Genomic DNA, 25,198 nt, shown 5'->3' on the forward strand with positions numbered 1-25,198 from the left:
CCTAATCCCACTTGCGTTCATCCAGCATCAGCTTGGTTTCTTCTGCCAGAGCATTTGCAGCTACAAATTCTATATGGTCTGCCTTTAAAAGACACCTGTCCTGAAATTTTTTATTCAGTTCGTCAGACAGCTTTTTGGCATCAAATTCGGTGTCATCGTGGACACAGACAAAGGTCATCTCATCTTTGTTTTCGGGGCGGTTTATCCTTATCTGGCAGCGGACAATCTCCGGGAAAAGCTTGAAAACTTCCTCAGCCTGTTTGCCGACTACAAACATACCCCGCACCTTTACCGCATCTCCTACCCGCCCTATTATGCCGCTGAGCTTATAGGCGGTACGCCCGCAGCCGCATTTCTCTTTTTTAAGGCAGGATAAATCACCTGTGCCGAACCGCATAAGCCCCCAGGTTTTGTTATTTACCGGGGTAACCACCACTTCGCCAACTTCACCTTCGCCAAGCTGCTTGCCAGTCTTGGGGTCTACTATCTCCACTACATATTCATCAGACATAAGGTGCAAGCCGTTTTTTTCTTCACACTCGTAGGCCAAACAGCCTCCGGTTTCAGTCACCCCGTAAGCCTGATACGTGTCTATGCCATAATCTTTTTCAAGCGTTTTACGGATAGAAGACGTCAGCATCTCACCGGTAAACCAGGCACGCTTGATATTAAGCTCTTTTTTAACATCCAAACCCATCTCTTCGGCTTTGGCAAACAGGCTCATCAGATAGCTGGGAGTACCCACAAAGGCAGTTACTTTCAGCTCCTGAATAGTCTTAATCTGCATTTCGGTATGGCCGGTGCCTGAGGCAATAGGCGTAGCCCCGCAGTCACGCAAACCCTCGTGGAAAAGTATACCAGCGGGAGACAAGTGGTAAGTAAAGGTATTTATAACCACATCTGCCTTGCGGAAACCGGCTGCCCAGAAAGAACGCCCGAACCAATGGATAGTGCTGGTGTGCAGCGGTTCATAAACAGGGCCGGGAGAAATAAATATGCGTTCAATATTTTCTTCCGGTATCATCAGAAAACCGCCATAAGGCAGGTTCTGTTTCTGCATTTCAATCAGGTCTGCTTTGCGGGTAATAGGCAGCCGCTCCAAATCTTCCACCTTGCGTATAAGCTCAGGCTTCAGCCCGGCTTTTTGGAACATAGCTCTGGTTGCCGCCGAATTTTCATAAGCATAAGCAGCCGTCTCTTTGAGCCTGGTGTTTAAAAATTCAACCCTCTCCTCAAGCCCCATGGACTCCAGCTTGTCAAAGTGGTTATTTTTGCCGTTTTCTAAAGCCATCTTTTCCGCCTCTTGTAATGTTTGACTTCACGATAGCTTTTTTTAGCGCCCACCGTGGAAAGCCCCATATAAAATTCTTTGACATCTTCATTGTTAATCAGGAATGAAGTATCACCGTCAAGCACTATCCGCCCGTTTTCCAGCACATAACCGTAATGGGCAATAGATAAAGCTACTTTCACATTTTGCTCAACCAGCAGCACGGAAGTGCCCTGTTCTTCGTTAAACCTCTTGATAATACCGAATATTTCCTTGACCATCAGAGGTGCCAAACCAAGTGAGGGTTCGTCCAGCATCATCAGCTTGGGGCGGGCCATCATAGCCCGCCCTATGACCAGCATCTGCTGCTCACCGCCGGAAAGGTAACCGGCTGTGTTATGCTGAACGTGCCTAAGGCGAGGGAAATATTCGTATACCATAGCTAAATCTGATTTTATATTCTGACGGTCCTTGCGGTTAAACGCCCCCACAATCAGATTTTCTTCGGTGGTCAAATGCTCAAAAACATGGCGGCCTTCCAGAGCCTGAACTATACCCAGCTTACCGATAGCTTCCGGATTTTTTTTATCAATCCGGGTGCCGTCCCACTCAATATTGCCGTCTGTTACCAGACCTTCTTCAATATGCAGCAAGCCGGAAATGGCTTTTAAAGTGGTAGTCTTACCGGCACCGTTGCCGCCCAGCAAAGCCACAATGGATTTCTCCGGCACTTCCAGCGAAACGCCGTGAAGCACCTTGATAACGTTCAGGTAGGTAACTTCTATGTTATTTACTTTGAGCATAGACCCAATATTACCTCCCGCTATTTGCCAAACCAGTCAAAATTTTCATACGCAATGCTGGGTGTTTCTATCCAGCCGCTTATAACCTTAAGCTGCCCGTCTTCAATCCTGAAAACCCTTACAGATTTTACCAGACGGTTATCTCCCACTGAGTAAGAAACCGGGCCATGCAGGCCGCCCACATCATACCCGTTCAGCCGTTTTATGCCGAATTCTTCAATAATCTGGGGGGTCAGTGAGTCTACACCGCCGGGGGAGTTTTCTATAGCCAGCCGCAGTATCTCAGCTATTATCAAACCCTCAGCCCACGAGACGATATAATCCATATTGCCGTAATTTTCAGGGTGATACCTGAGGCAGTATTCCTTCATCTTGGCCATAGCCGGAACATCTTCGTCCCAGCTTACGGTGGGGTACACCCCCATTATACCCTCAGCCTTATCTGCACCGACAAGCTCAAGCAGTGACTGGGTAAAGCCGCCGTGACCGCACCCTATCTGGACACCGGGGTAAATCCCCAGTTCAATCATCTGTTTTACAATGACAGATGTCGGCTGGGGAGTGCTGGATATATAAACCACATCCGGATTCTGGTTTTTCATATTTAACAGATTGGCTGTGTCATCATTAATAGTAGTGGAATGTTCGTAAATACCCACTATTTCCACACCCAGTTCCTCTGCCATAGCATTAGCGGCATCCCGCGCACCGTAACCGGTGGGATTCTGGAGTATCATCAGGGCTACTTTCGGTTTGCCCTCACCCTGCCAGACATTCTCCAGATAATACTGCATAAAAGCTACCCAGTCATCACCATAATCAGGCAGCTGGGAGTATATATGCTGGGGAGGATGGGTAAGTGATGGTGAACTGAAAGTGGTAAATCCCGGAAAACCTGCCCGGTTGGCTATTTCCATAGATGCCTGCATATCCTTTGAAGAGTTGGTGGTGAAGAATAAACAGTCAGTAGAAATAAACTCGTTTATTACGGTAACCGCTATGGCGGTGTCATATTTGGTATCCCGGAATATAGGCTCAATCTTGTAGCCGTTTACCCCGCCAAGCTCATCGTTTATGTATTTTATGGCATCCAGCTTGGCATTACCCTGGGGTGTACCCTTTTCAGCCGCCGGGCCGGTATAGCATACACTTAAGCCCACTTTGAGAGTTTTAGTAGATGCCGGCGTGTTATTGTTATTATTGCCAATAATATTATCCAGATTACAGCCGCCCAAGGCAACAGGTACAAGGGCAAGCACCAGAGCCATGAAGATTCTAAAGCCAATTTCAGATTTTCCTAGTCTCATCAGATCCCTCCTCTGAGGCTATATTATCTATTATTAAGCTTCGCAACACAACTCCTTACAGCTCCCCTTGTACCTGTTTACAGCCTATTTAGCTGCCAAACCAGCTAAAATCCTCGTACCTGATAAGCGGTGCTTCTACCCAGTCACTCAAGACCTGCATTACACCGTCTGATATCTGGAACACCCTGACTGCTTTGGCCAGACGGTTATCACCGCTGACATATGAAACCGGCCCCTGCAAACCGCCCACCGTATAGCCATTAAGCTTCTTTATTCCGTATTCCTCAATAGCCTGCGGAGTCAGATTATCTATGCCTCCGGGGGTATTGATAAGGGCTAAGCGCAGTATTTCGGCCACAATCAAACCCTCTGACCAGGAAGCGATATAATCCATGTTGCCGTAATTTTCAGGGTGATATCTCAGGCAGTATTCTTTCATTTTGGCCATTCCCGGCACATCTTCATCCCAGTTTACAGTAGGATATACGCCGTAAATACCTTCGGTATTAGTCACACCGGCCAAATCAATAAGTGCCTTGGTAAAACCGGCATGGCCGCAACCCACAGTTACTCCGGGATAAATATCCATCTGATTCATCTGCTTGATGATAACCGAAGTAGGCTGGGGAGTGCTGGATATAAAGACCACATCCGGGTTTTGACTTTTAAGGTTTATCAGGTTTGCCGTGTCATCTGTAATAGTGGCAGAGTGTTCGTAAATACCCACTATCTCTATACCCAAATCAGCCGCCAAGGCATTAGCCGCATCACGGGCACCGTAACCGGTGGGATTCTGGAGTATCATGAGGGCCATTTTAGGAGTACCCTCACCCTGCCAGATATTTTCCATATAGTATTTGGCAAATGATGCCCAGCTGTCACCATAGTCCGGCAGTTGGGCATATATATGCTTTGCCGGGTGGGTGCAGACCGGTGAACTGAAAACCGTGAAACCGGGGAAACTTGCCCGGTTGGCAATCTCCATAGATGCCTGCATTTCCTTGGAAGCACAGGTAGTGAAGAACAAACAGTCCTTATCCATCATCTCCTGTACAATAGTTGCCGCCAGTGCGGAATCATACTTGGTGTCACGCCAGAGTACTTCTATCTGGTATCCGTTTACCCCGCCAAGTTCTTCGTTTATGTACTTGATTGCGTCCAGCTTAGCATTCCCCATCACAGAGCCTTTTTCAGCTGCCGGGCCGGTATATGGTATTGAAAAACCAACCTTCAAAGTAGGCTTTTCCGTTCCGTCAGGATTATTGGCATCAGTATCACTTGAACCGCATCCCCCCGCCACCACTGAAAAAAGCAAAAGGAGCATGCTAAAAAAGGACAAAGCTCCCCTCTTTATCAATTGTTTACGGTTTTGCCCTAACATGACTTGTGCTCCTCCTTTTTTCAGAATTCCCTATTTTTTCGCCTAATACGAGAAAGGCCAATACCGGTAAGAGGACTTGAACAATTGCCAGCGGTGGGCGAGGCCTCTTGGTTCAAGCACTAAAAACAAGACAATTGCCAGACCGAATACCATCGGCCCAAGCCCGGCTGCAAAGCCTGACGGCAACTGCGGGAAAGCAGAGCCCATAAGAGGGGATACATACTGGACACCCTGCTGCAGCAGACGGATAAAGAGCGCCCCGAATATGGGGCCAACCCCTGTACCCAAACCGCCTATAATCACAATACCAACGTATAAAATAGAATCAGACAAGGTGAAATTTTCAGCCGTCAAATAACCTATCCAGTGAGCCATAAGCGAACCGGCCACACCGGCCAGAAAACAGCCGATGAAAAAAGCCAGCAGCTTATACTTGAAGACATTTATACCCATAACCTCAGCCGCCAAATCATTATCCCGTATGGCTACAAATGCCCGCCCTATGCGGGTGCGGGCTATATTTTTCATGAAGAAAATAGCCAAAACAGCCACCAGCATAATAATGAAGTACTGGCTGCCCTGAGTGGTAAAGTCAAAATTAAAAAGATTAATCGGGGGTATCACAATCCCGTTAAAACCGCCGGTAAGGCTGGACCAGTGGTTTATCACCCAGATTATGATGAATTGGGCGGCAATAGTGGAAATAGCCAGATAAAACCCCTTTACCCGAAGTGATGGCAACCCGAACAGCACACCCACCAGACCGGCCATAATGCCGGACGCTATCATGTCAAAGGGGAAAGGCACTCCCAGTTTGCTGGCCAAAATAGCGGTAGTATATGCCCCCACCGCAATAAAGCCGGCATGGCCTACCGAAAGCTGTCCGCAGTAACCCATAAGTATATTTAAACCGGCCGCCGCCACAACCGTAATGCCTATAAGGTTCATAATACCCAGCCAGTAACTGCTGATATTGAACGGCAGGCTGAATAAAAGAATCAGAAAACCAATCAGCATAGCCCAATGGGTTTTGGTACGGAAGATAGCCATATCCGTCTTGTAGCTGAAATTACGCGTTCCGCAAGGTAGGTCCATAGCTATATCCTCTCGATGCGTTCCTGCCCAAACAGGCCGTAAGGCTTGATGAACATTACGATGATAATAATGATAAAGGGTATTACCTCTTTAACGCCCGGCCAGGTGAGGGAGGTAAGATACCCGCCTCCCAGATTTTCAGCCAGACCGATAATAGGCCCGGCTATCATAGCCCCTAAAAACGAATCCAGCCCGCCCAGTATCACCACTGAAAAGGCTTTGATACCGGTTTCCACCAAGCCTAAAGTGATACCGCCTATGCTGGACATCAATACCCCACCCACAGCCGCCAAGACTATGGCCAGCATCCAGGACAGGGAAAATATACGGGTTACGGGTATACCGCAGGCCTGAACAGCCTGCTGGTCATCAGCGGTAGCCCGCATGGCCACCCCCATTTTGTGGTATTTAAAAAAGAGGGTCAGCATGGCAAAAAGAAGTAAAGATATACCGGCCGCCCAGACATATTCCTGTGAAATAACCGCCGAACCTATGTGGATAGGTGTTTCCGGGAAAATCTTGGGCAGGGCGGCCACACTTTGCGGCCAGATAAAGCTGACCACACCCTCAAGGAAAAACCCCACCCCCAGCGTCACCGTAACCAGTGAAAGGATAGGCTGGCCGATAAGCGGCCTCAGGATAATCCTTTCCATCAGCCAGCCCAGAGCCAGTGCAAATAAAACCACGCAGATAAACCCCAGCCAGAAGGGCATGCCTACCTGTGCCAGCATACTGTAGGTAAACCATGAGCAGATAAGCACCATCTGACCCAAAGCCAGATTAGCCACCGAAGAAGATTTCCAGATAAGGGTAAAACCAAGCGCAATAAGAGAGTACACCAGACCAACCGTAATACCGGTTATTACATATTGCAATAAATCTGCCATAATCTCCGCCTACAAAGACCTTACTTTTATACTGGTAGTTACCACGCCCTTGCGCCCGTCCCTATAGGTTACCGCCGCTTCCACCTTTACTTCTTTATCCAGATGGTACATGGCATCTATCAGGTCTTTATACCGTTCAGATACAAAACCCCGCCGAAGTTTACGGGTGCGGGTAAGTTCAGCTTCGTCAGGGTCAAACTCTTTATGCAGCAAAACAAACTTTTTTACCCGTGAGCCTTCCGGCAGATAGCTGTTTACCCGGATAAGGTCTTTGGCAACCAAATCCGCAACCTCTTTTTTCTGGGAAAGGTCTACAAAGGTGGTGAAATTCAAGCGGTTTTTCTGCGCCCACTTGCTCACCATAGTAAAATCAATATTTATAATGGCGGTTACATATTCCTTGTCTTCACCGCCAACCACCATGGCATCTTTTATATAAGGGCTGAAACGGAGGCGCCCTTCAATATACTGGGGGGCATACTTTATCCCGCTTGCCAGCACGCCCAAATCTTTCAGGCGGTCAAGGAATATTAGGTGGCCCTTTTCATTTATATTGACGGCATCACCGGTGGCAAACCAGCCGTTTTTAAAACTCTGGGCAGTCTTTTCAGGGTCTTTGTAATAACCGCTGAACATACAGTCACTGCGGATAAGGAGCTCACCTTCGTTTGTCAGGCGCACTTCCGTGCCAAGTGCCGGCCGCCCCACGCTTTCAAAGCTGATATCGCCCTTGCCGTGGGAGGAAATAAACCCGGCTTCGGTTGAAGCATAATTCTGCCTTAGCTCAATACCCATGGAATGTATCATTTTGAATGTATCCAGCGAAAGCACCGAACTTCCGGTAACCCCAAATCTTACCTTGCTGACCCCAAGTTTGTCTTTTAAGGGGTGAAACAGCAGCCCGTCAGCTATTTTGTGGCCTATCTTCAAGGGGAGACCGGGTTTGCTTCCGGCCAGCATTTTTTCAGCCATTTTGTATCCCAGCGGGGAAAGTGCCCTGTAAGCCAGACGCTTAAGCGGGTGGGCATCCATTATTTTTACCTGTATTTCACTCACCAGGCTTTCCCACTGGCGCGGGCCGTAGATAACAAAATCAGGCCCGATCTCACGGGTATCTTCAGCCACGGTTTCCGGCTCTTCGGGAAAGTTTAAGCGCGCCCCGGAAAGTATATGGGGTACAGTAGCGAAAAAGCTGTCACCCACCCATGAGGCCGGAAAATTTGAAATAAGGTCATCTTTATAATCAAGAGGATAGCGGGCAATAAAACCCTTGGCGGTAGTGATAAGTGAACGGTGGCTGAGCATAGCCCCTTTCTGAAGGCCGGTTGTGCCGGAGGTGTAATAGATAAAGGCTATATCATCCGGCTTGGTAGCACCCAGCAGCTCTTCAAATAAGCCAGGGTGAGCTTTTTCATATTCCTGCCCCAGCTTCACCACTTCTTTAAAGCTTATCAGCATGGGGTCATCGTAATTTTTAAGTCCTTTGGGGTCCCAGTAAATAATCTTGGTAAGGTTTGGCAGTTCCGGCAGCAGCTCCAGAAATTTGTCAGCCTGTTCCTGGTCATTTACTACTGCTATTTTTACATCAGCATGACGGGCAATATATTTAACCTCGTCAGGGATAGAGTCCACATATATACCGGTGGGGATTGCACCTATGGCCTGGGCGGCAAATTCCGCCCAAAACCATTCGGGTTCGTTATCGCCGATAATAGCCACCCGGTCAGCGGGTTTAGTCCCCAAACTGAGCAGCCCCAAACCGAAATACTTAACCGTACCGTAGTAATCACTCCAGGTATATTTCTGCCATATACCCAGATTTTTCATACACATGGCGGGCTTATTGCCCCATTGCTCGGCGTTATTCTTTACCAGTTTGGGTATCGTGTCTACTTCGGCCATTGCACCCTCTTTATTTATCTGCCAAAAAAACTTCACCTCCCGCTTGGGGGAGGTGAGCTTGTAAAACACTTTTGCTTATTTAAACCGGTCTACCTATTTTTACTTATCAACTGCCCCCGAAAGCGCACACAAAGTGCGCCCGGTAAACATGAAGTAAAAATAAGCATAGCCTGTGTATCTCATCGGCGTAGTGTAACACAGGTATAAATGTGTGTCAAACCATAATATTTCCGCCGTACCTGAAAGCACACTCAAATATACATATCCCGCCTGATTGACAAGCCGCAAGCTATTCATTATCCTAGAACTATTAGCCAAGGGGAGAACAAGGTCTTGAAAAAGCTATTATCCGGCAATGAAGCTTTAGCCTTAGGTGCATATAACGCAGGTCTTAAACTGGCTGCTGCCTATCCCGGCACCCCCAGTACCGAAATAATGGAAAATCTGGCCAGATTTCCGGATATAAATACCCAGTGGTCATCTAACGAAGCTGTAGCCGTAGAAGTGGCAACCGGCGCATCTTATACCGGGGTGAGGGCTTTGGCGGCTATGAAACATGTGGGCTTAAACGTAGCCGCAGATGCCTTTATGGCTGCATCCACCACCGGGGTAAAGGGCGGCTTGGTCATAGTAGTAGCAGATGACCCCGGCATACACTCCTCCCAGAACGAACAGGATACCCGCCACTATGCCCGGCTTTCTAAAATGCCGGTGCTAGAGCCGTCAAACAGTCAGGAAGCCTATGATTTTATGGCTTTGGCTTTTGAACTGAGCGAACATTTTGATACGCCGGTAATTCTGCGCAGCACCACCCGTGTTTCCCATTCCAGCTCTCTGGTGGAAACTTCTGCTGAAAAACAACCCGCAGCCCAGGCTGCGTTTAAACATGATACCGCCAAACTGGTGATGGTACCCACCGCTGCCCGGGTACGCTGGCCGAAGGTGCTTAAAAGGGAAGAACTGATAGGCGAATATGCCGAAAACTGCCCTTGTAACCAGTACATACCCGGAAATGCCAAACTGGGTATCATAAGCAGCGGCATTGCCTTTCAATATGCTAAAGAGGTTTTCCCTGAAGCTTCATTTTTAAAGCTGGGCATGACCTACCCTTTACCTAAAAACCTTATAAAAGAGTTCAGCCAGAGTGTTGAAACTATATTTGTGGTGGAAGAACTGGATTCGGTTCTTGAAGATTCCCTGTGCCGCATGGGCATATCCGTAATAGGTAAAAAATACATACCCCGCAGCGGCGAACTTAACCCGGATATAATCTGGGCTGCGGCAATCAAAGCGGGCATACTGCCTGAGATTAAAGACACTCTGCCAAAAATAAATACCCCGGACTTTCCCAAGCGGCCGCCGCTTTTGTGTGCGGGCTGCCCGCATACCGGCATATTTTTTACCCTCAGCACTCTGGGACAGCGTTCGGCTCTGCCCGGAAAGCCAAAGCGTGAACCCAAGCTGGTGCTTTCGGGTGACATAGGCTGCTATACCCTGGGGGCTTATCCGCCGCTTTCGGCCATGGATACCTGCGGCTGTATGGGCGGAAGTATCAGCCAGGCAGTGGGCATGGAAAAAGCCGGCCTTGGCGAACCCGTTATAGCCATTATCGGTGACTCCACCTTTATGCATTCCGGCATAAACGGTCTGATTAACGCCGTTTACAACCAGTCAAAGATAACCATACTGATACTGGATAACCGCACTACCGCCATGACCGGGCATCAGGGAAACCCCGGCTGCGGCATTGCGGCAAACGGCCAAACCGTTACCGAGGTAAATTTAGAAGAACTGGTCAGAGGTGCCGGGATAAAAAACCTGCAGGTCTTGCCCGCTTTTGACCTGAAAGCTTTGAGAAACGGGCTGAAAAATGCCATATCCAGCGGCGAGCTGAACGTGATAATTGTACGCGGAGAGTGTAATGTCATCTGCCGGAAACGCTCCCTGCCAAATACCATAGACACCAGCCTGTGCAACAGGTGTGATGCCTGCCTGCTTTTAGGCTGTCCGGCTATACAGCGTGACGGTGACAAACTCTTTATAGACCCAGGCCTTTGCACCGGCAGTAATTGCAACCTGTGCTCCCAGGTCTGCCCCCAAAAAGCCATTAAAACCAATGAGGCGGCGTAAACTTATGAAAAAGTTTGGTATATTGATTGTAGGCGTGGGCGGACAGGGGGTAATACTGGCCAGCAATATTCTGTGTGATGCGGCCATGGCTGCCGGTTATGATGTCAAAAAGACAGATACTTTGGGCATGGCACAACGCGGCGGGAGTGTAGTCAGCCACCTGCGTTTTGATAAAGAAGTATCCTCCCCCCTTATCCCGCAGGGACAGACTGATTTGATAATTGCCTTTGAAAAACTGGAGGCCGCCCGCTATATGGAGTATCTGGGCAAACAGACTAAAGCCGTTATCAATGATATGGCCATGCCCCCGGCCTCAATAAGCCTGGGCATTGCAGAATACCCTTCAGATGCCGAAATACTTGAGGGGTATAAACAAATGGGCATAAAAGCAGATTTTATAGCCGCTAACCAGGCAGTCAAAGAGCTTGGGAATGCCAAAATGCTGAATATTTACCTGCTGGGATATGCCGCCAGTTATCTGCCCTTTGACCACGAGATACTAGCCGGGGCTATAAAAAAGCGTTTGCCCCCAAAGTTACTTGAGGGCAATTTGAAAGCATTTGCCGCCGGATACGCGGCTTCACGCTAGGTAAAACTAGTTTGTAGTGCAGGTATTATCAGATTCGGCGGTCTCAATATCCACCATCAGCTTGGAAAGCAAATCTGAAATCCTGAGTTCGCCCACCAGCTTGCCAGCGTCATCTACTACCGGTATTTCCACCATTTCCTTTTCGGCCATCAGGTTTACGGCATGGGCAATGGTATCGCCCTGCTTGACGCTGATAATTTCGGAAGTTATTTCTTTAATAGTGCATGACTGGCTGAGACGCAGCACCTCAAAGGCATCCGAGCGGGTAACAATGTGCTTTTCAGACACGATATTCAGCTTCACTTTTACCCACTCAAGCAGCTGCTTAAGCTTAACAATCCCGGTCAAAACGCCATCTTTATTGACCACAAAAAGGACGTGGGTATGGGTATGCGAAGCAAAAGCCTTTATGGCATACTCAATACCCATATCATCCCGGACCATCCGCTTCTCAGATATTTTTTCACACAGTTCACTGACTATAACGTTTTCCAAAATCCCTCACCCGTCTATTTTTCTTTTTGTCCGGTCATCTCTGCCTGGCAATGGGGACAAAATGCTTCCCCCCGCCCGACCAACCCGCCACAAGCCGGACAGTAAAAAAGTGACAGCTTGCAGGCCTTGCAGAAAGGCATACGCGCTTCCGCTTCGGTAGCAATATCACAGTATGGGCAAGCAGTCGGATTTTTAGCAGAATTTGAATGTGTCATATTAACCTCTGGCCTGAACTTTGCTTTTATAATCAGCAATAGCGCTGTGCAGGGCCTGGGGGCCCATCTGGGAACAATGGCTGCGGTTCTGCGGCAGCCCCTTAATCTCAGCCTCTACTGCCTTGTTATCAATTTTCATAGCTTCTTCAATTGTTTTATCGGTAGCCATCAGGCTTACCAGACTGGATATAGCCACAGCTGCCCCGCAGCCGTAAGTTTTAAATTTCACTTCCACCAGACGGTTATCTTTTACCCTTATGTAAAATTCGGTAACATCTCCGCAAATGTCATTTCCGGCTCTGCCTATGCCGTCAGGATTTTCCATTTCACCCGAATTAAGAGGATTCACAAAGTATTCCATCACCTTTTCAAAGTAAAAAGCCATTTTCCATCCCCTTTTCCCCGGATACTACTAGGATAACAACTGAAAAGCCAAAAATCAAAATCCCAGCCTTTATATAATTTTAACACATACTTTTGGAGCTTAACAGTCAAATCTGAAATCATATCTGATATGCTATAATATTATATGATATTAATAAATATGCCGAGGAGGCCAAAACCATGATGTTTGACTGGTCAAGTGCCGGCTGGGGCTGGATGTTTTTCGGCGGTATTTTCATGCTGATTTTCTGGTGCGCCATTATCGGCCTAATTATCTGGGGTATTGTTCAGCTTGTCCGGAAAGGGCAGCCCTCATCTTCAGCCACTAAAACCCATTACATGGAAACTTTGAAAGAACGCTACGCCAAAGGTGAAATAAGTAAAGAAGAGTTTGACCAAATGAAGAAAGACCTTTTGTCATAAGCTTAAAAATAATGCCTGAAAAGAACCTGCCGGATACTTTGCCAAAGATAATCATGGGTATAAGCGGTATGTCATGTACCAGATGCGCCGCCAGTATAGAAGCGCGTTTGTCAAAAACAGACGGGATAACAGACCCCAAACTGAATTTTGCCTCCGCCAAACTTATATTCAGCTATGACCCGGCCGTTATCAGCCTGGCAGATATTAAATCTATTATTTCGGGCTTGGGTTACGGCGTTATCAGCCGCAAATCCATTTTCCCCATAAAGGGCCTCCACTGTGCTTCCTGCGTAGCCAGAGCCGAAAAAGCCCTGAAGAACACAAACGGGGTTCTCAGTGCCAGTGTAAACCTGGCTAATCAGACTGCCAATGTGGAGTATCTGGATTTTATTTCCTACCGTGAACTCAGCCAAGCCATAAAAAACACCGGCTACGAACTGCTGTCGGAAGAAACACCCCAAAACGAGCTTAACAGCTCGGAAAATGCCGAAACCCGCAAACTGCAACAGGAACTTACAGTTGCTCTGGTGCTGGGAATAAGCCTTATGATTATAGGATTCCTGCCAGCCTTTGGCGGCAAGGAATTTATTATGTTCTTGCTGGCTACGCCCGTGCAGTTCTGGGCTGGGCTGCGTTTTTACCGCGGGGCATTTGCCGCCCTGAAAAACCGCACCTCGGACATGAATACTCTTATCGCCCTGGGTACTTCTGCAGCTTACCTGTACAGCCTGACTGCTTTGGTATTCCCCTCAATATTTGATTCACCGCTGCTGGAAAAGCACCTTTACTTTGATACCTCCGCCATGATTATCGCCCTTATCCTGACCGGGCGTTTTCTGGAAGCCCGTGCCAAAGGGCGCACCTCTGATGCCATCCGCCGTCTGGTCGGCCTTCAGCCAAGTACCGCTTCAATTATCCGGGACGGCAAGGAAATACTGGTGGGCATCAGCGAAGTGGTGGCTGGAGATAAAATTGTTATCCGTCCGGGGGAACGGCTGCCGGTTGACGGGCTGATATTGGAAGGCTATTCCAGCCTGGACGAATCTATGGTAACCGGAGAGAGTATACCGGCTGAAAAAAAAGCCGGGGATTATGTTATCGGCGGTACGTTTAATCAAACCGGCGCATTTACTTACGAAGCTCAAAAAGTAGGGGCGGATACCGCCCTGGCCAGGATAATCCGGCTGGTTGAGGAAGCTCAGGGAAGCAAAGCCCCTATCCAGCGTCTGGCGGACAAAATAGCCTCGGTATTTGTACCGGCGGTTATCAGTATAGCCATACTGACCTTTGTGTTCTGGCTGGTATTCGGGCCAGAGCCATCTTTTACCTATGCCGCTTTAAATATGATAGCCGTACTTGTTATTGCCTGCCCGTGTGCTTTGGGGCTGGCCACACCCACCGCTTTAATTGTGGGTATGGGCAAAGGGGCTGAAAACGGAATACTTATCCGCAGTGCGGTGGCACTGGAGAAAATGCATAAACTGGATACAATTGTACTGGATAAAACGGGTACTCTTACCCGCGGCAAACCGGTGCTAAGCAATCTGGTAAGCCATACCATGGATAAAGATTCCTTCTTAACCCTGGTAGCCTCTGCCGAACAGTTTTCCGAACACCCTCTGGCCAAAGCAGTGGTAAAAGAGGCTGCGCGCAAAAAACTAAAGATTACCTCCTCGTCAGAGTTTTCCGCCCTGCCCGGTGCGGGGTTAAAAGCCACTGTTAGCGGCAAACAAATACTCATCGGCAACGCAAACCTGATGCAGTCAAACCGGATATCCCTTGCTGAATACCAATCTGAGGCTGACAAGCTCTGGGAAGCCGGGGAAAACCTTATTTTCGTGGCAGCGGACGGCAAACTTGAGGGTATGGTGGCGGTACGGGATATATTAAAACGCGAATCCCAGGCGGTGGTAGCCGAACTCAAGGCAAATAAACTCCGCACTATTATGCTCACCGGTGACAACCAGAGGGCAGCCAAACGCATTGCAGACGAACTTGGCTTGGACCAGTATATATCTGAGGTAAAGCCTGAAGACAAATCAAGGCTGGTACAGGAACTGCAAGACCAAGGTCACTTTGTAGCTATGGTGGGAGACGGTATAAATGATGCCCCGGCACTGGCAAAGGCAGACGTAGGCATAGCCATAGGCACCGGCACTGATATAGCTATGGAAACCGGTGATATCACCCTTATCTCAGGTGATTTATTCGGTCTTACCAAAGCTATCGTCCTTAGCAAGGCAACTTTTAATACTATCCGCCAAAATCTTTTCTGGGCTTTTTTCTACAATATTATCCTGATACCCGTGGCAGCCGGGGTACTCTACCTGTTTTTAAGCCACAGCGGTGTCCCCCAATCCCTTCATTTCTTCCTGGGAGAATACGGATTTTTAAACCCCATACTGGCAGCTCTGGCCATGGCCGTCAGCTCTCTGACTGTAGTCAGCAATTCCCTCCGCCTGCGCAGGGTAAAACTAAATACTTATCTAAAGCAATAACACACCCGTTATAAGTATTGATACGTATTGAGACATTTTTACCGGCATGGCATACTTTTATATAAGGAGAGAGCGGGCGAAAAGGAGGTTTGATTATGACTCTGGAAAGATGGCAACCGGGTTGGTCACTGCGTCCCTGGCGTCCTTTCCGAGAAATACTCAGTCCCGGCCTTTGGAGTATGCTAGCTAACGAACGTGACTGGCTGCCGGCTACCGAAATGCTGGAGCTTAAGGACAAATATCTGATAAAGGCAGAGATGCCCGGCATAAATGAAGAGGATATTGAAGTTTCGGTATCAGATAACGTACTTACCATCAAAGGCGAAAAAAAGTACACCAGCGAAGTATCTGAGGAAAATTATTACTTCAGTGAAAGAAGTTACGGCAGTTTCTCACGCTCTATGACCCTGCCCAACAATACCAGCATCCAGAATATTGCAGCCACGCTGGATAACGGCATCTTGGAAATCAGCATACCCAAGGTATCCGAAGCTAAGGCTAAGAAGGTTTCGGTGACCAAGGCCGCCAAAACCAGAAAAGCCAACATAAATACCAAACCAGGCAATCCAAAAACCAAATCCTGACCATACTTAGATAGACTGCCCGCTCTGAATAATACCGCTAAGAAAGGACTCCGGATGGATAGACCCAAGATTATTGAGCTGCTTAATAGAGATATGGAAGATGAACACGGAGCTATTATCCAGTATCTGGGTCATGCCTACGCTATAGGTGAAGGAGAGACAGCCTGCGAGATAGAAGCTATTGCCCGTGAAGAAATGCGCCATCTGGATTGGCTGGCAGAGGCCATTACAGATTTGGGCGGAGAACCCAGCTTCAAACGGGGCATGATGGATATGACCGGCCAAACTGTATCCGAATGGATGCAGGCCAATATAGGGCTGGAGAACGGTGCTATCGCTCAGTACCGTGAACATATAAGGCTGATTGACGACCCTAAAATAAAGCGTTTGCTTATGCGTATCCTTTCGGACGAGGAATCCCATCAGAGGGACTTTAAACACTTTGCCGAGAAGACACTACGGGAAAAGATGGCCGACAAGCGCGGGAATGCCACCGGTACTACTGCTGAAAACCTGAGCTGGGGCATAAAACATGAATACACAGTTATCCTTCAGTATCTGCTCCAGTCTTATGCCGCCAAAAATGAGGAAACCCGGAAAGAGCTCCAGGACCAGGCCATAAACGAAATGCAGCACATGGGCTGGCTTGCAGAAAAAATGATAGACAAAAAAGGTTTTCCGCATCTGGAACATGGTAAAATTGAACAAACCCTTGAACACAACAAGATGCTCAAGGCAGATATAGAACTGGAACACAAGGTGGCTGACAAATACGACCAATCCGCTATCCAGTCAACCGAAAGTGACGTAAAAGAATTATTCAAAAAACTTTCAGCCCATGAACGCTACCATGCCGAAGTATTTAAAGACCTGTTAGAATAAAATATATTATTATTGCGGAGGGATTTGTTATGTATACAGCTCATGATTATTCAGCCCTATTAGGACTTGAGGGATTCTCCGACACGCTACTCAAAAATCATTTCACTTTGTATCAGGGTTATGTGAACAACACCAATAAGCTTTCAGACACACTGAAAACTATGCTGGCCGAAGGCAAAACGGCTGCTCCGGAGTACGCTGAACTTAAACGCCGCTTCGGATTTGAGTTTGACGGAATGCGCCTGCATGAATACTATTTTTCAAACCTGGGTAAATCCGCCCCCTTATCAAATACAGGCAAACTTTACCAGGCTCTCTCAGCAGAGTTTGGCAGTTACCAGCTCTGGGAAACTGACTTTAAAGCCACCGCTTCTATGCGGGGTATAGGCTGGGTAATACTCTACAAAGACTCCCAAACCGGGCGGCTGTTTAACCAATGGATAAATGAACACGAAACCGGGCATTTGGCAGGAATAACCCCGATACTGGTGATAGACATATTTGAACACGCCTTTATGACAGATTACGGACTTAAACGGGCGGATTATATTGCTGCTTTCCTTAAAAATATAAATTGGGACGAAGCTGAAAAACGATTTCAGAACTAGACCAGATAGATAAAAAAGGGGGGCAGTTTTTTTACTGCCCCACAATTTAATTTTCATATATATTCAAAATAACTATTTTAACAACAAAAAAGCCCCTGGCTTTTTACTGCCTGGGGCTTATATTCAGCTTCAAATATGGCGCGCCTAGAGGGATTCGAACCCACGACCCTCGGTTCCGAAGACCGATGCTCTATCCACTGAGCTATAGGCGCAGGCCGTTTAAAAAAATGGGGTGAGTGATGGGACTTGAACCCACGATCTCCAGGGCCACAACCTGGTGCCTTAACCGCTAGGCCACACTCACCAAAACCACAGTATTATAGCCAAAACCCACCTATCATTTCAATTTATTTGTGCAAAAGTCTTATGTGGCTTTAACGCCGCTCCAGGTAAGCGATAGTTACACCCGAACCGCCCTCCCCGTATTCACCCAAACGGTAAGACTGAACAAGGGGATGCCCCTTGAGCTCTTCCCAGACCAGCCCACGGATTACGCCGCCGCTTTTCCCGTGTATAATTTTTATAATCATATGCCCGGCCATAAACGCATCATTCAAATACTGCTTAAATGCCGGCAAAGCTTCATCAACAGTCAGGTGACGAAGGCTTATTTCATTTGGCACATTGTCAGGGCGGCTTCGCTTCAAATTGTACGGCACAAGATATCTTAACATCATAGCCGTATGCGGGCAATATCAGGACAACTCCGCTTAACACCTTTGAACCGCCAACTTTACTTTGAACCTCCAAATAGCATACTATTCCCAAGTGCGCCAGTTTACATGCAAATGAATAAAAACTGATGGTGATAAGGTGAACCCTATCAAGATTATCCCCTGTTTAGATGTGAAGAATAACCGGGTAACCAAAGCAATAGAGTTTACCCGAATGGCAGATTCCTATGACCAGGCTGAAGCCGCTTTGGCATATTCCGGACAGGGGGCGGACGAACTGGCCTTTTTGGATATGACTGCCATTCTGGAAGGAAGTGCTATCCACACGGACTGGGTTAAAAAGATTATAGGGAATACAGATTTGCCGCTGCTTGCGGGCGGCGGTATCAGAGACCTGAGGGATATTAAAAGTTTGCTGTCTCTTGGTGTAAGCAGAGTTGCCCTAAATAACATTACACCCCAAAATCTGGGTTTTCTGGCGGAAGCGGCAGCCAGATTCGGCAGTGAACGTATAATTACGGCTATAGATGGGATTAAAAACCCGCCCGAAAGCGGGCTTCACCGTCTGGAGGCTATTATGCCCGATACAGACAATAAACATGGTTTGGAACTGGTGAGCTGGGTGAAACAGATTGAAAAGCAAGGAACAGGTGCTATTTTGCTTACCAGCCGGGATACTGACGGAACTAAAAGCGGCTATGACCTGGAGATGACCAAAGCAGTTGCCCAAGCAGTAAGTATACCGGTAATAGCTTCGGGCGGTGCCGGCAGTATGGAGGATATATATGCCGTAATAACCGGGGGCAAAGCCCAGGCGGTGCTTGCGGCTTCGGTATTTCATTCCGGCATGATAAATATAATGGAACTGAAAAAATATTTATACTCACGGGGTATACCGGTAAATATGCCGCCCCTCAGATAGTTTCCCGTAAAATACGCCTGCCGCTGTCCGGCCGAACAAATATAAAAATCTTGCCCTGCATACGGCAAATTATTGCCTTATATGACGGGGCGCTGTTACAATGAATAAAAATCTTACACCGAGGATTAACTTGATAAAACAGGACGGACGCGAAGTAGAGCGCGAAAAATTAGCCATTTTGCGTGTTCTGGCCAGCTGCCAGACACCGCTTGGCAGTAAAATCATTGCCCGCCGCCTGAAGAATGAATACGGCATTGAGCTTTCGGAACGGGCAGTCCGCTATCACCTGATAATGCTGGATGACAGAGGAATGACCTGCAAGATAAGCCGGCGTGACGGCCGGAGCATTACCCAGCTTGGTCTTGAGGAACTGGAAAATGCCCTGGTAACTGACAAAGTCGGCTTTGTTATTGACAAGATTGAGCGTCTGGCCTATCTGACAGATTTCAATCTGGACACCCTTAGCGGAATGGTGCCGGTAAATATATCCTTTTTTGCCAAAGAGCAGTTCAAACCGGCCCTCAGGGCTATGGCCCAGGCGTATAAAGCCAATTTGTGCGTAAGTGAGCTGGTGTGCATTGCCCATGAAGGAGACAAGATTGCGGATATCAGCGTACCCGCCGGGCAGGTTGCTTTTGCCACTGTCTGTTCCATTGTAATAAACGGCACCCTGCTTAAGGCAGGTATTCCCATGGATTCCCGCTTCGGGGGTACTTTGCAGTTCCACCAGAATAAACCGCGGCGCTTTACGGATATGATTTACTATACAGGCTCTTCGCTTGACCCCTCTGAAATATTTATTGCCAGCCGGATGACCAGCGTTTCAGAAGTAGCCCGAAGGGGTGAGGGCAAAGTATTATGTAATTTCCGCGAGATACCTGCCGCCAGTTTGCCGCTGGCCGAAAAGATAATAGCCAAACTGAGAAACGCCGGCATTAACGGGGTACTGGTTGTAGGTGAAGCCGGTAAATCAGTTTGCGAAATGCCGTCAGGACTGAATAAAGTAGGTATGATAATGATGGGCGGGCTTAATCCGGTAGCGGCCGCTGTTGAAAACGATATACCGGCAGCCAGCCAGGCCATGAGCGGTCTGATACCCTACAGCAGCTTTAAAAATTACTGGGAAGCGGCAGGCCTTAAAAAACCTGCCTGACAGCTTTTACCTATCTTTATCTGCACATTTGCCTTAAACTGCCGTTTGGAAATAATATTATGTCATACTGTATCAGCGGCTAACATACCGTCAGCATAAATTTTAACCAATTTCACTTGTGAAATAGTATTAGTCGGCTGGCCGGAAAATCTGCCGTACACCCGTATATAGTCTGAAGTATAGCCAAACCAGAGGCCGTCCCGCATTTTATTCTCCCAGAGTACCTCTTTTCCCAAGCCTTTGCTCTGCCGGCGGTACTGCATACTGACACTTTTAGCCGCAGCCATCACCAGGGAAAGGCGTTTTTTTATAACGGACGGGTCTATTTTACCCTCCATGCCTGATGCCAGCGTACCCAGCCGCTCGGAATACGGAAAAGCATGCACCCGGGCAAACCCGGCCTGCTGTATATATTTCAGGCTCAAGGCAAAGTCTTCTTCGGTTTCTCCCGGAAAACCCACAATCAAGTCTGTAGTCACAGCCGCACCCGGAACCTGACTGCGGATTGCCTCTAATGCCCGGTTATAATCACCCAGACTATAAGGGCGGCGCATCAAAGCCAGTATGCAGTCACTGCCGCTCTGCAGGGCCATATGAAAATGGCGGCACAAGCGGGGGTTTTCCCAAAGAGCTAACAGCCGAGGGGTTATTTCACCTGGCTGCAAGGAAGACAAGCGCAAACGGGGTATTTGGGTATTGGCCAGGATAGCCTCAATCAACCCCGCAAGGTCAACCCCGCCTGAAGCATACTCGCCGATTTCCGTGCCGGTAAGCACAATCTCCTGATACCCTTCAGCCTGCCGAAGGTTTATTTCGCTGATTATTTCGTCAACCCGGCGGCAGCTTTTATGCCGCCTGACAAACGGCACTATGCAATATGAACAAAAGTTATCACAGCCGTCCTGTATCTTGATAAAACTGCGTGTCCGGCCGTTTTCATACAGAGATGGAGCAAGAGCTTCCGGCGGAAAAAGGCGGCTTATTTCAGCCGCTATACCGCTTTTACGGCAATTATCCAGTATCAAATCAGCATCCGGGCAGCTTAGCTTATCCCCGCCGTTTTGGGCATAACACCCCATGAGGCAGATAAACCCAGCCGGATTATGCCGGCGGGCAATACGTATCTGATAACGGGCTTTGCGGTCTGCCACGTGAGTAACCGTACAGCTGTTTAAAATATAAATATCCCAGTTATCCTGAGGGCTTACCAGACGGTAACCTGCCCGGGCAAATTCACGCCCGAAGGCCTCGGTCTCAGCCTGATTCAGCTTGCAGCCCAGTGTATCTAAAGCTATATTAAACATCAAACCTGATTATACCAAAGCCTCCCCAAACTTGCAGTTATAATATGCCTGTGTTATAAATAGCCAATTTAACAACTGAGGTGAACAGATGACTGATAACCAGCCCCAAAACAGGGTTGTCATAACCGGCATCGGCATTGTCAGCCCTCTTGGACTTGATACTCAAACCACCTGGGAAGGCCTGATAAACGGCCGTTCAGGTATAGACCATATCAGCCTCTTTGACGCATCAAATCTGGCTGTCCGCTTTGGCGGAGAGGTCAAAGATTTTGACCCGGCGAACTATATATCCCGCAAGGATATCCGCCGCATGGACCGTTTTGCCCAGCTGGCGGTAGCCGCCGGCAAACAGGCACTGGAAAATTCGGGACTGGGGGCAGATGAAAGCGTCCGGCAGGATATCGGGGTAATTGTAGGCAGCGGCATAGGCGGGCTTTCGGTTCTCTTTGAACAAATCAAAGTTTTCCTGGAACAAGGGCCGGACAGAGTCAGCCCTTTTTTAGTACCCATGATGATTGCAGACATGGCCGGAGCCCAGGTTTCTATCCAGCTGGGTCTTAAAGGGCCTAATTTCTGTACTACTTCGGCCTGTTCTTCTGGTTCAGACGCCATAGGCACAGCATTTGAAAAAATACGTTTTGGTTCGGCCAAGATTATCCTGGCGGGCGGTGCCGAATCTATTATGAACCCGGTTGGTTTTGCCGGTTTTTCAGCCTTAAAAGCCCTATCCACCCGCAATGAAGACCCCCAGACGGCTTCGCGCCCGTTTGATGCCAACCGGGACGGCTTTGTTATTGCGGAGGGTGCGGCGATTTTGGTTTTGGAAGAAATGGAGTCTGCCAAAGCCAGGGGAGCAAATATCATTGCCGAGATAATCGGTTACGGCGGCTCTTCAGACGCTTTTCACATAACCCAGCCGGTGGAATCCGGTGTAGAAGCCGCCCGGGCTATAAATATTGCCCTGAATACCGCCGGCATCAAACCGGAAGCGGTAGACTATATAAATGCCCACGGCACATCTACCCCCCTGAATGACAAGATGGAAACCAATGCTATTAAAGTGGCCTTCGGGGAACACGCCCGGAAACTGGCCATCAGCTCCACCAAATCCATGCTGGGGCATCTGATAGGCGGGGCCGGGGCTATTGAAGCCTCTATCTGCGCCCTGACTATTAAAAACGGCATTATACCGCCTACCATAAACTACACCACTCCTGACCCTGACTGTGATTTAGATTACACCCCCAACACCGCCCGCAGAGCCAAGGTAAGGGTGGCGCTTAATAATTCATTCGGTTTCGGCGGGCATAATTCGGTGCTTATCCTCAGGGAAATGGGTGATGAAAATATTGGCTAACTGCCTCTGGAAGCTAAAACCGGCGCCTCCGGAAGAGACCAGCCAGAATTTCCCTTATCCGCCCCTGATTACCAGTCTGCTTTACAACCGGGGTATCAAAACCCCTGAAGAAGCTGATATGTTTCTGTCACCCGACAGACGTTTAGACCATGACCCGTTTTTATTTCCTGATATGGAAAAGGCGGTCAGCCGTATTTACAAAGCCCTGCTGACAGGTGAAAAAATGGTGGTATACGGTGATTTTGACGCTGACGGGCTGACGGCAACAGCCGTCCTGACTACGGGTATTGCCCGTCTAGGCGGAAATGTAGCCCCCTATATACCCCACCGCATCACCGAAGGTTACGGGCTGAAGATATCCGCCCTTGAAAAACACAAAGCCGAGGGTGCTTCACTTATCATCAGCACAGACTGCGGCATTACCGCCATACCCGAAATCAAACGGGCAAATAAAATAGGGCTGGACGTGATAGTTACCGACCATCACACTCCGCTTGATGAACTGCCGCCTGCACATGCCATTATAAACCCCAAAGTACCCGGCTCAGCCTACCCGTTTAAAGAACTGGCCGGGGTGGGCGTGGCTTATAAAGTTATACAGGCTTTGTACCGCAATCTGGGGCGGGAAAGTGAAGCCAGAGACCTGCTGGACCTGGTAGCCATCGGCACGGTTGCGGATATTGTACCCATTCTGGACGAAAACCGTTATCTGGTAAAGGAAGGCGTAAAACGCCTGAATGCAGAGCCGCGTCCCGGTATAGTAGAAATGGCCCAGCTGAGCCGCCTGCGTCTGGGGGAAATAGAGCCGGAAAGCATTTCCTGGATAATGGCGCCCCGCCTCAATGCCGCCGGGCGTCTGGAGCACGCTATGGCCGGGTACAAACTCTTAACCTCCACGGCTATAAGTGATTCCCAGGAACTGGCTCTCTGGCTGGAAAACAAGAACACCGAACGCCAGCAATTAACTGTCCGTTTTGTGGAAAAAGCCAGAGCCAGGCTGGACAGCCAATCACCTCCCTCCCTGCTGGTATACAGTGATGCCGAATGCCCCCAGGGTATCAGCGGGCTGGTGGCCGGCAGACTCTCAGACGAATACTACCGCCCGTCTATTGTCATCAAGACCAATGCGGACTTTGCCACCGGCAGCTGCCGGAGTATACCGGATTTCAATATTATTCAGGCACTCAGCCGCTTTGCCCCTTTGTTCAGCCATTTCGGCGGGCATGCCCAGGCAGCCGGCTTCACCTTGCCCACAGAACATCTGGATACGTTTATAAAGGGTATATCCGCCTATGCCGAAGAAAGCCTAAGCGGGGTAGAGCTGAAACCCTTTATAGATATTGATATAGATACAGACCTAAGCCAGCTCTGTCCGGCTACCCTGCGCGAACTTGAACGGCTGGCCCCCTTCGGGGAAGCAAACCCCAAACCCGTATTCCTCAGCCGGGGGCTGAATATTACAGATTACCGCTCCATGGGCAGCAACAACGAGCACCTGAAACTGCGGATAAAACATAAAGGTCGCTTCTGGGACGGAATAGCCTTCCGCCAGTTTAAGGAACTGAACGGTTTTCTCCAATCTCCGGTGGATATAGTGTATAATCTGGAACTGGATAAATGGTGCGGGACAGACACGCTCCGCTTAAAGATAATTGACATGGCCCCCGCAGGCACCAAGATTTAGTAAAAAGGTGAGCAAATGAACAGCTTGATAATGGTTATAATCGCCCTCATTGCCGCATATTTTATCGGCTCTACTCCTGCCCCTTATCTGGCAGGGCGGATTTTTAAAGGTATAGATATTCGCACCGTAGGCTCAAAAAACATGGGATCTATGAATGTTTTTTACAACGTGGGTTTCTGGCCGGGCATTCTGGTGCTGGCGGTAGATATAGGCAAAGGTGCTCTGGCTATGGCGGTTGCCAACTGGCTGGGTGAGGGGCTGGGTATCCAGATGCTGTGCGCCCTGATGGCTATAGCCGGTCATAATTACCCGGTCTGGCTGAAATTCAAGGGCGGCAAGGGCGGCGCCACCGCCATTGGCATTCTGGCCTACCTTATGCCGGAGGGCATACCCATATATATAGCCTGTTTTCTGGTGCTGATGGCTATTACCCGTTTCCCCACCCTTAGCTACGGCATATCTTTTTTAAGCTTCATACTGGTGGCCTGGCTGGGGCAGCATGATTTGGGTAAAGTGCTTTTTTCCCTGCTGGTAGTTATGATACCCATAATTATGTACATACCCCGAATGAAAGAGATAAAAAACAAGGCCGGCTCCGGCAATGCCAAGAGGGCTATTTTCCGTAAAAACCTTAAAGAACGGCTTTAGTCA

At 48.6% G+C, this 25,198-nt stretch carries 24 protein-coding genes and 2 tRNA genes; 12 read left to right on the plus strand and 14 right to left on the minus strand.

What is annotated here, in order from left to right; all coding sequences use genetic code 11:
• Position 1 precedes the first annotated feature (1 nt).
• The 7 genes from DET_RS04895 to DET_RS04925 form a co-directional block, all read right to left on the minus strand.
• The gene (locus DET_RS04895) at positions 2–1,291 is read right to left on the minus strand and encodes a phenylacetate--CoA ligase family protein (RefSeq protein ID WP_010936644.1); all 1,290 of its coding nucleotides are present in this window, start codon (positions 1,289–1,291) and stop codon (positions 2–4) included.
• Entirely contained in the window at positions 1,282–2,073 is a 792-nt protein-coding gene (locus tag DET_RS04900) for an ABC transporter ATP-binding protein (RefSeq protein WP_010936645.1), read from the minus strand. The genes DET_RS04895 and DET_RS04900 overlap by 10 nt, the downstream gene beginning before the upstream one ends.
• Before the next feature lie 20 nt (positions 2,074–2,093).
• Positions 2,094–3,380 (minus strand): ABC transporter substrate-binding protein, encoded by a 1,287-nt coding sequence (locus DET_RS04905; protein WP_010936646.1) that lies wholly within the window; start codon positions 3,378–3,380, stop codon positions 2,094–2,096.
• 88 nt (positions 3,381–3,468) lie between these two features.
• Positions 3,469–4,761, minus strand: coding sequence for an ABC transporter substrate-binding protein (locus DET_RS04910; RefSeq protein WP_010936647.1), 1,293 nt, complete (start codon positions 4,759–4,761; stop codon positions 3,469–3,471).
• A 42-nt stretch (positions 4,762–4,803) separates the two neighbouring features.
• Entirely contained in the window at positions 4,804–5,856 is a 1,053-nt protein-coding gene (locus DET_RS04915) for a branched-chain amino acid ABC transporter permease (RefSeq protein ID WP_010936648.1), read from the minus strand.
• A 2-nt stretch (positions 5,857–5,858) separates the two neighbouring features.
• The gene (locus tag DET_RS04920; RefSeq protein WP_010936649.1) at positions 5,859–6,743 is read right to left on the minus strand and encodes a branched-chain amino acid ABC transporter permease; all 885 of its coding nucleotides are present in this window, start codon (positions 6,741–6,743) and stop codon (positions 5,859–5,861) included.
• A 9-nt stretch (positions 6,744–6,752) separates the two neighbouring features.
• Positions 6,753–8,645 carry an AMP-binding protein gene (locus tag DET_RS04925; RefSeq protein WP_010936650.1) on the minus strand — a complete coding sequence of 631 codons (1,893 nt, stop codon included), beginning with the start codon at positions 8,643–8,645 and terminating at the stop codon, positions 6,753–6,755.
• A gap of 333 nt (positions 8,646–8,978) precedes the next feature.
• Here DET_RS04925 and iorA point away from each other — a divergent pair, with 333 nt between their 5' ends.
• Both iorA and DET_RS04935 read left to right on the plus strand, forming a co-directional pair.
• Positions 8,979–10,775, plus strand: coding sequence for an indolepyruvate ferredoxin oxidoreductase subunit alpha (gene iorA / locus DET_RS04930; RefSeq protein ID WP_010936651.1), 1,797 nt, complete (start codon positions 8,979–8,981; stop codon positions 10,773–10,775).
• 4 nt (positions 10,776–10,779) lie between these two features.
• Complete coding sequence (locus tag DET_RS04935) at positions 10,780–11,364, plus strand: indolepyruvate oxidoreductase subunit beta (protein ID WP_010936652.1); 585 nt, start codon at positions 10,780–10,782, stop codon at positions 11,362–11,364.
• 6 nt (positions 11,365–11,370) lie between these two features.
• On the opposite strand, the gene DET_RS04940 is transcribed toward DET_RS04935, so the two are convergent.
• The 3 genes from DET_RS04940 to DET_RS04950 are packed head-to-tail and all read right to left on the minus strand — an operon-like array spanning position 11,371 to position 12,459.
• A complete protein-coding gene (locus DET_RS04940) occupies positions 11,371–11,859 on the minus strand; it encodes a CBS domain-containing protein (RefSeq protein WP_010936653.1) in 489 nt (162 codons plus the stop codon).
• Between the two features lie 14 nt (positions 11,860–11,873).
• On the minus strand, positions 11,874–12,074 hold the full coding sequence (locus DET_RS04945; RefSeq protein WP_010936654.1) for a hypothetical protein: 201 nt from the start codon (positions 12,072–12,074) through the stop codon (positions 11,874–11,876).
• Between the two features lies 1 nt (position 12,075).
• Positions 12,076–12,459, minus strand: coding sequence for an iron-sulfur cluster assembly scaffold protein (locus DET_RS04950; RefSeq protein WP_010936655.1), 384 nt, complete (start codon positions 12,457–12,459; stop codon positions 12,076–12,078).
• Between the two features lie 179 nt (positions 12,460–12,638).
• On the opposite strand from DET_RS04950, the gene DET_RS04955 reads away from it, so the two are divergent.
• The 5 genes from DET_RS04955 (at position 12,639) to DET_RS04975 (ending at position 17,453) form a co-directional block, all read left to right on the plus strand.
• The gene (locus DET_RS04955; RefSeq protein ID WP_010936656.1) at positions 12,639–12,881 is read left to right on the plus strand and encodes an SHOCT domain-containing protein; all 243 of its coding nucleotides are present in this window, start codon (positions 12,639–12,641) and stop codon (positions 12,879–12,881) included.
• Positions 12,882–12,892: 11 nt separating this feature from the next.
• The gene (locus DET_RS04960; protein ID WP_010936657.1) at positions 12,893–15,379 is read left to right on the plus strand and encodes a heavy metal translocating P-type ATPase; all 2,487 of its coding nucleotides are present in this window, start codon (positions 12,893–12,895) and stop codon (positions 15,377–15,379) included.
• Between the two features lie 95 nt (positions 15,380–15,474).
• Complete coding sequence (locus tag DET_RS04965; protein WP_010936658.1) at positions 15,475–15,963, plus strand: Hsp20/alpha crystallin family protein; 489 nt, start codon at positions 15,475–15,477, stop codon at positions 15,961–15,963.
• Between the two features lie 54 nt (positions 15,964–16,017).
• The gene (locus tag DET_RS04970) at positions 16,018–16,845 is read left to right on the plus strand and encodes a ferritin-like domain-containing protein (RefSeq protein WP_010936659.1); all 828 of its coding nucleotides are present in this window, start codon (positions 16,018–16,020) and stop codon (positions 16,843–16,845) included.
• 29 nt (positions 16,846–16,874) lie between these two features.
• Positions 16,875–17,453, plus strand: a complete 579-nt coding sequence (locus DET_RS04975; protein WP_010936660.1) for a superoxide dismutase — start codon at positions 16,875–16,877, stop codon at positions 17,451–17,453.
• 136 nt (positions 17,454–17,589) lie between these two features.
• On the opposite strand, the gene DET_RS04980 is transcribed toward DET_RS04975, so the two are convergent.
• The 3 genes from DET_RS04980 to DET_RS04990 all read right to left on the minus strand — a co-directional run bounded on the left by DET_RS04980 (position 17,590) and on the right by DET_RS04990 (position 18,130).
• Positions 17,590–17,665 (minus strand) — tRNA-Arg (locus DET_RS04980).
• A 16-nt stretch (positions 17,666–17,681) separates the two neighbouring features.
• Positions 17,682–17,757 (minus strand) — tRNA-His (locus DET_RS04985).
• 70 nt (positions 17,758–17,827) lie between these two features.
• On the minus strand, positions 17,828–18,130 hold the full coding sequence (locus tag DET_RS04990) for a Smr/MutS family protein (RefSeq protein WP_010936661.1): 303 nt from the start codon (positions 18,128–18,130) through the stop codon (positions 17,828–17,830).
• A 136-nt stretch (positions 18,131–18,266) separates the two neighbouring features.
• On the opposite strand from DET_RS04990, the gene hisF reads away from it, so the two are divergent.
• The gene (gene hisF / locus DET_RS04995; RefSeq protein WP_010936662.1) at positions 18,267–19,049 is read left to right on the plus strand and encodes an imidazole glycerol phosphate synthase subunit HisF; all 783 of its coding nucleotides are present in this window, start codon (positions 18,267–18,269) and stop codon (positions 19,047–19,049) included.
• 100 nt (positions 19,050–19,149) lie between these two features.
• Positions 19,150–20,202: a DUF128 domain-containing protein gene (locus DET_RS05000; RefSeq protein WP_010936663.1), complete on the plus strand. Its 1,053-nt coding sequence runs from the start codon at positions 19,150–19,152 to the stop codon at positions 20,200–20,202.
• Between the two features lie 62 nt (positions 20,203–20,264).
• Here DET_RS05000 and mtaB read toward each other — a convergent pair whose 3' ends face one another.
• Positions 20,265–21,506 (minus strand): tRNA (N(6)-L-threonylcarbamoyladenosine(37)-C(2))-methylthiotransferase MtaB, encoded by a 1,242-nt coding sequence (gene mtaB / locus DET_RS05005; protein ID WP_010936664.1) that lies wholly within the window; start codon positions 21,504–21,506, stop codon positions 20,265–20,267.
• 88 nt (positions 21,507–21,594) lie between these two features.
• On the opposite strand from mtaB, the gene fabF reads away from it, so the two are divergent.
• Genes fabF through DET_RS05020 form a run of 3 tightly spaced genes read left to right on the plus strand, consistent with a single transcriptional unit; the run spans position 21,595 to position 25,195 of the window.
• Complete coding sequence (gene fabF, locus DET_RS05010; RefSeq protein ID WP_010936665.1) at positions 21,595–22,863, plus strand: beta-ketoacyl-ACP synthase II; 1,269 nt, start codon at positions 21,595–21,597, stop codon at positions 22,861–22,863.
• Positions 22,847–24,547: a single-stranded-DNA-specific exonuclease RecJ gene (gene recJ / locus DET_RS05015; protein ID WP_010936666.1), complete on the plus strand. Its 1,701-nt coding sequence runs from the start codon at positions 22,847–22,849 to the stop codon at positions 24,545–24,547. Before fabF ends, recJ begins: the two co-directional genes overlap by 17 nt.
• 15 nt (positions 24,548–24,562) lie before the next feature.
• Positions 24,563–25,195: a glycerol-3-phosphate acyltransferase gene (locus DET_RS05020; protein WP_010936667.1), complete on the plus strand. Its 633-nt coding sequence runs from the start codon at positions 24,563–24,565 to the stop codon at positions 25,193–25,195.
• The last annotated feature ends 3 nt before the right edge of the window (positions 25,196–25,198 follow it).

This window comes from Dehalococcoides mccartyi 195, from assembly GCF_000011905.1.
Taxonomy (GTDB): Bacteria; Chloroflexota; Dehalococcoidia; order Dehalococcoidales; family Dehalococcoidaceae; genus Dehalococcoides; species Dehalococcoides mccartyi.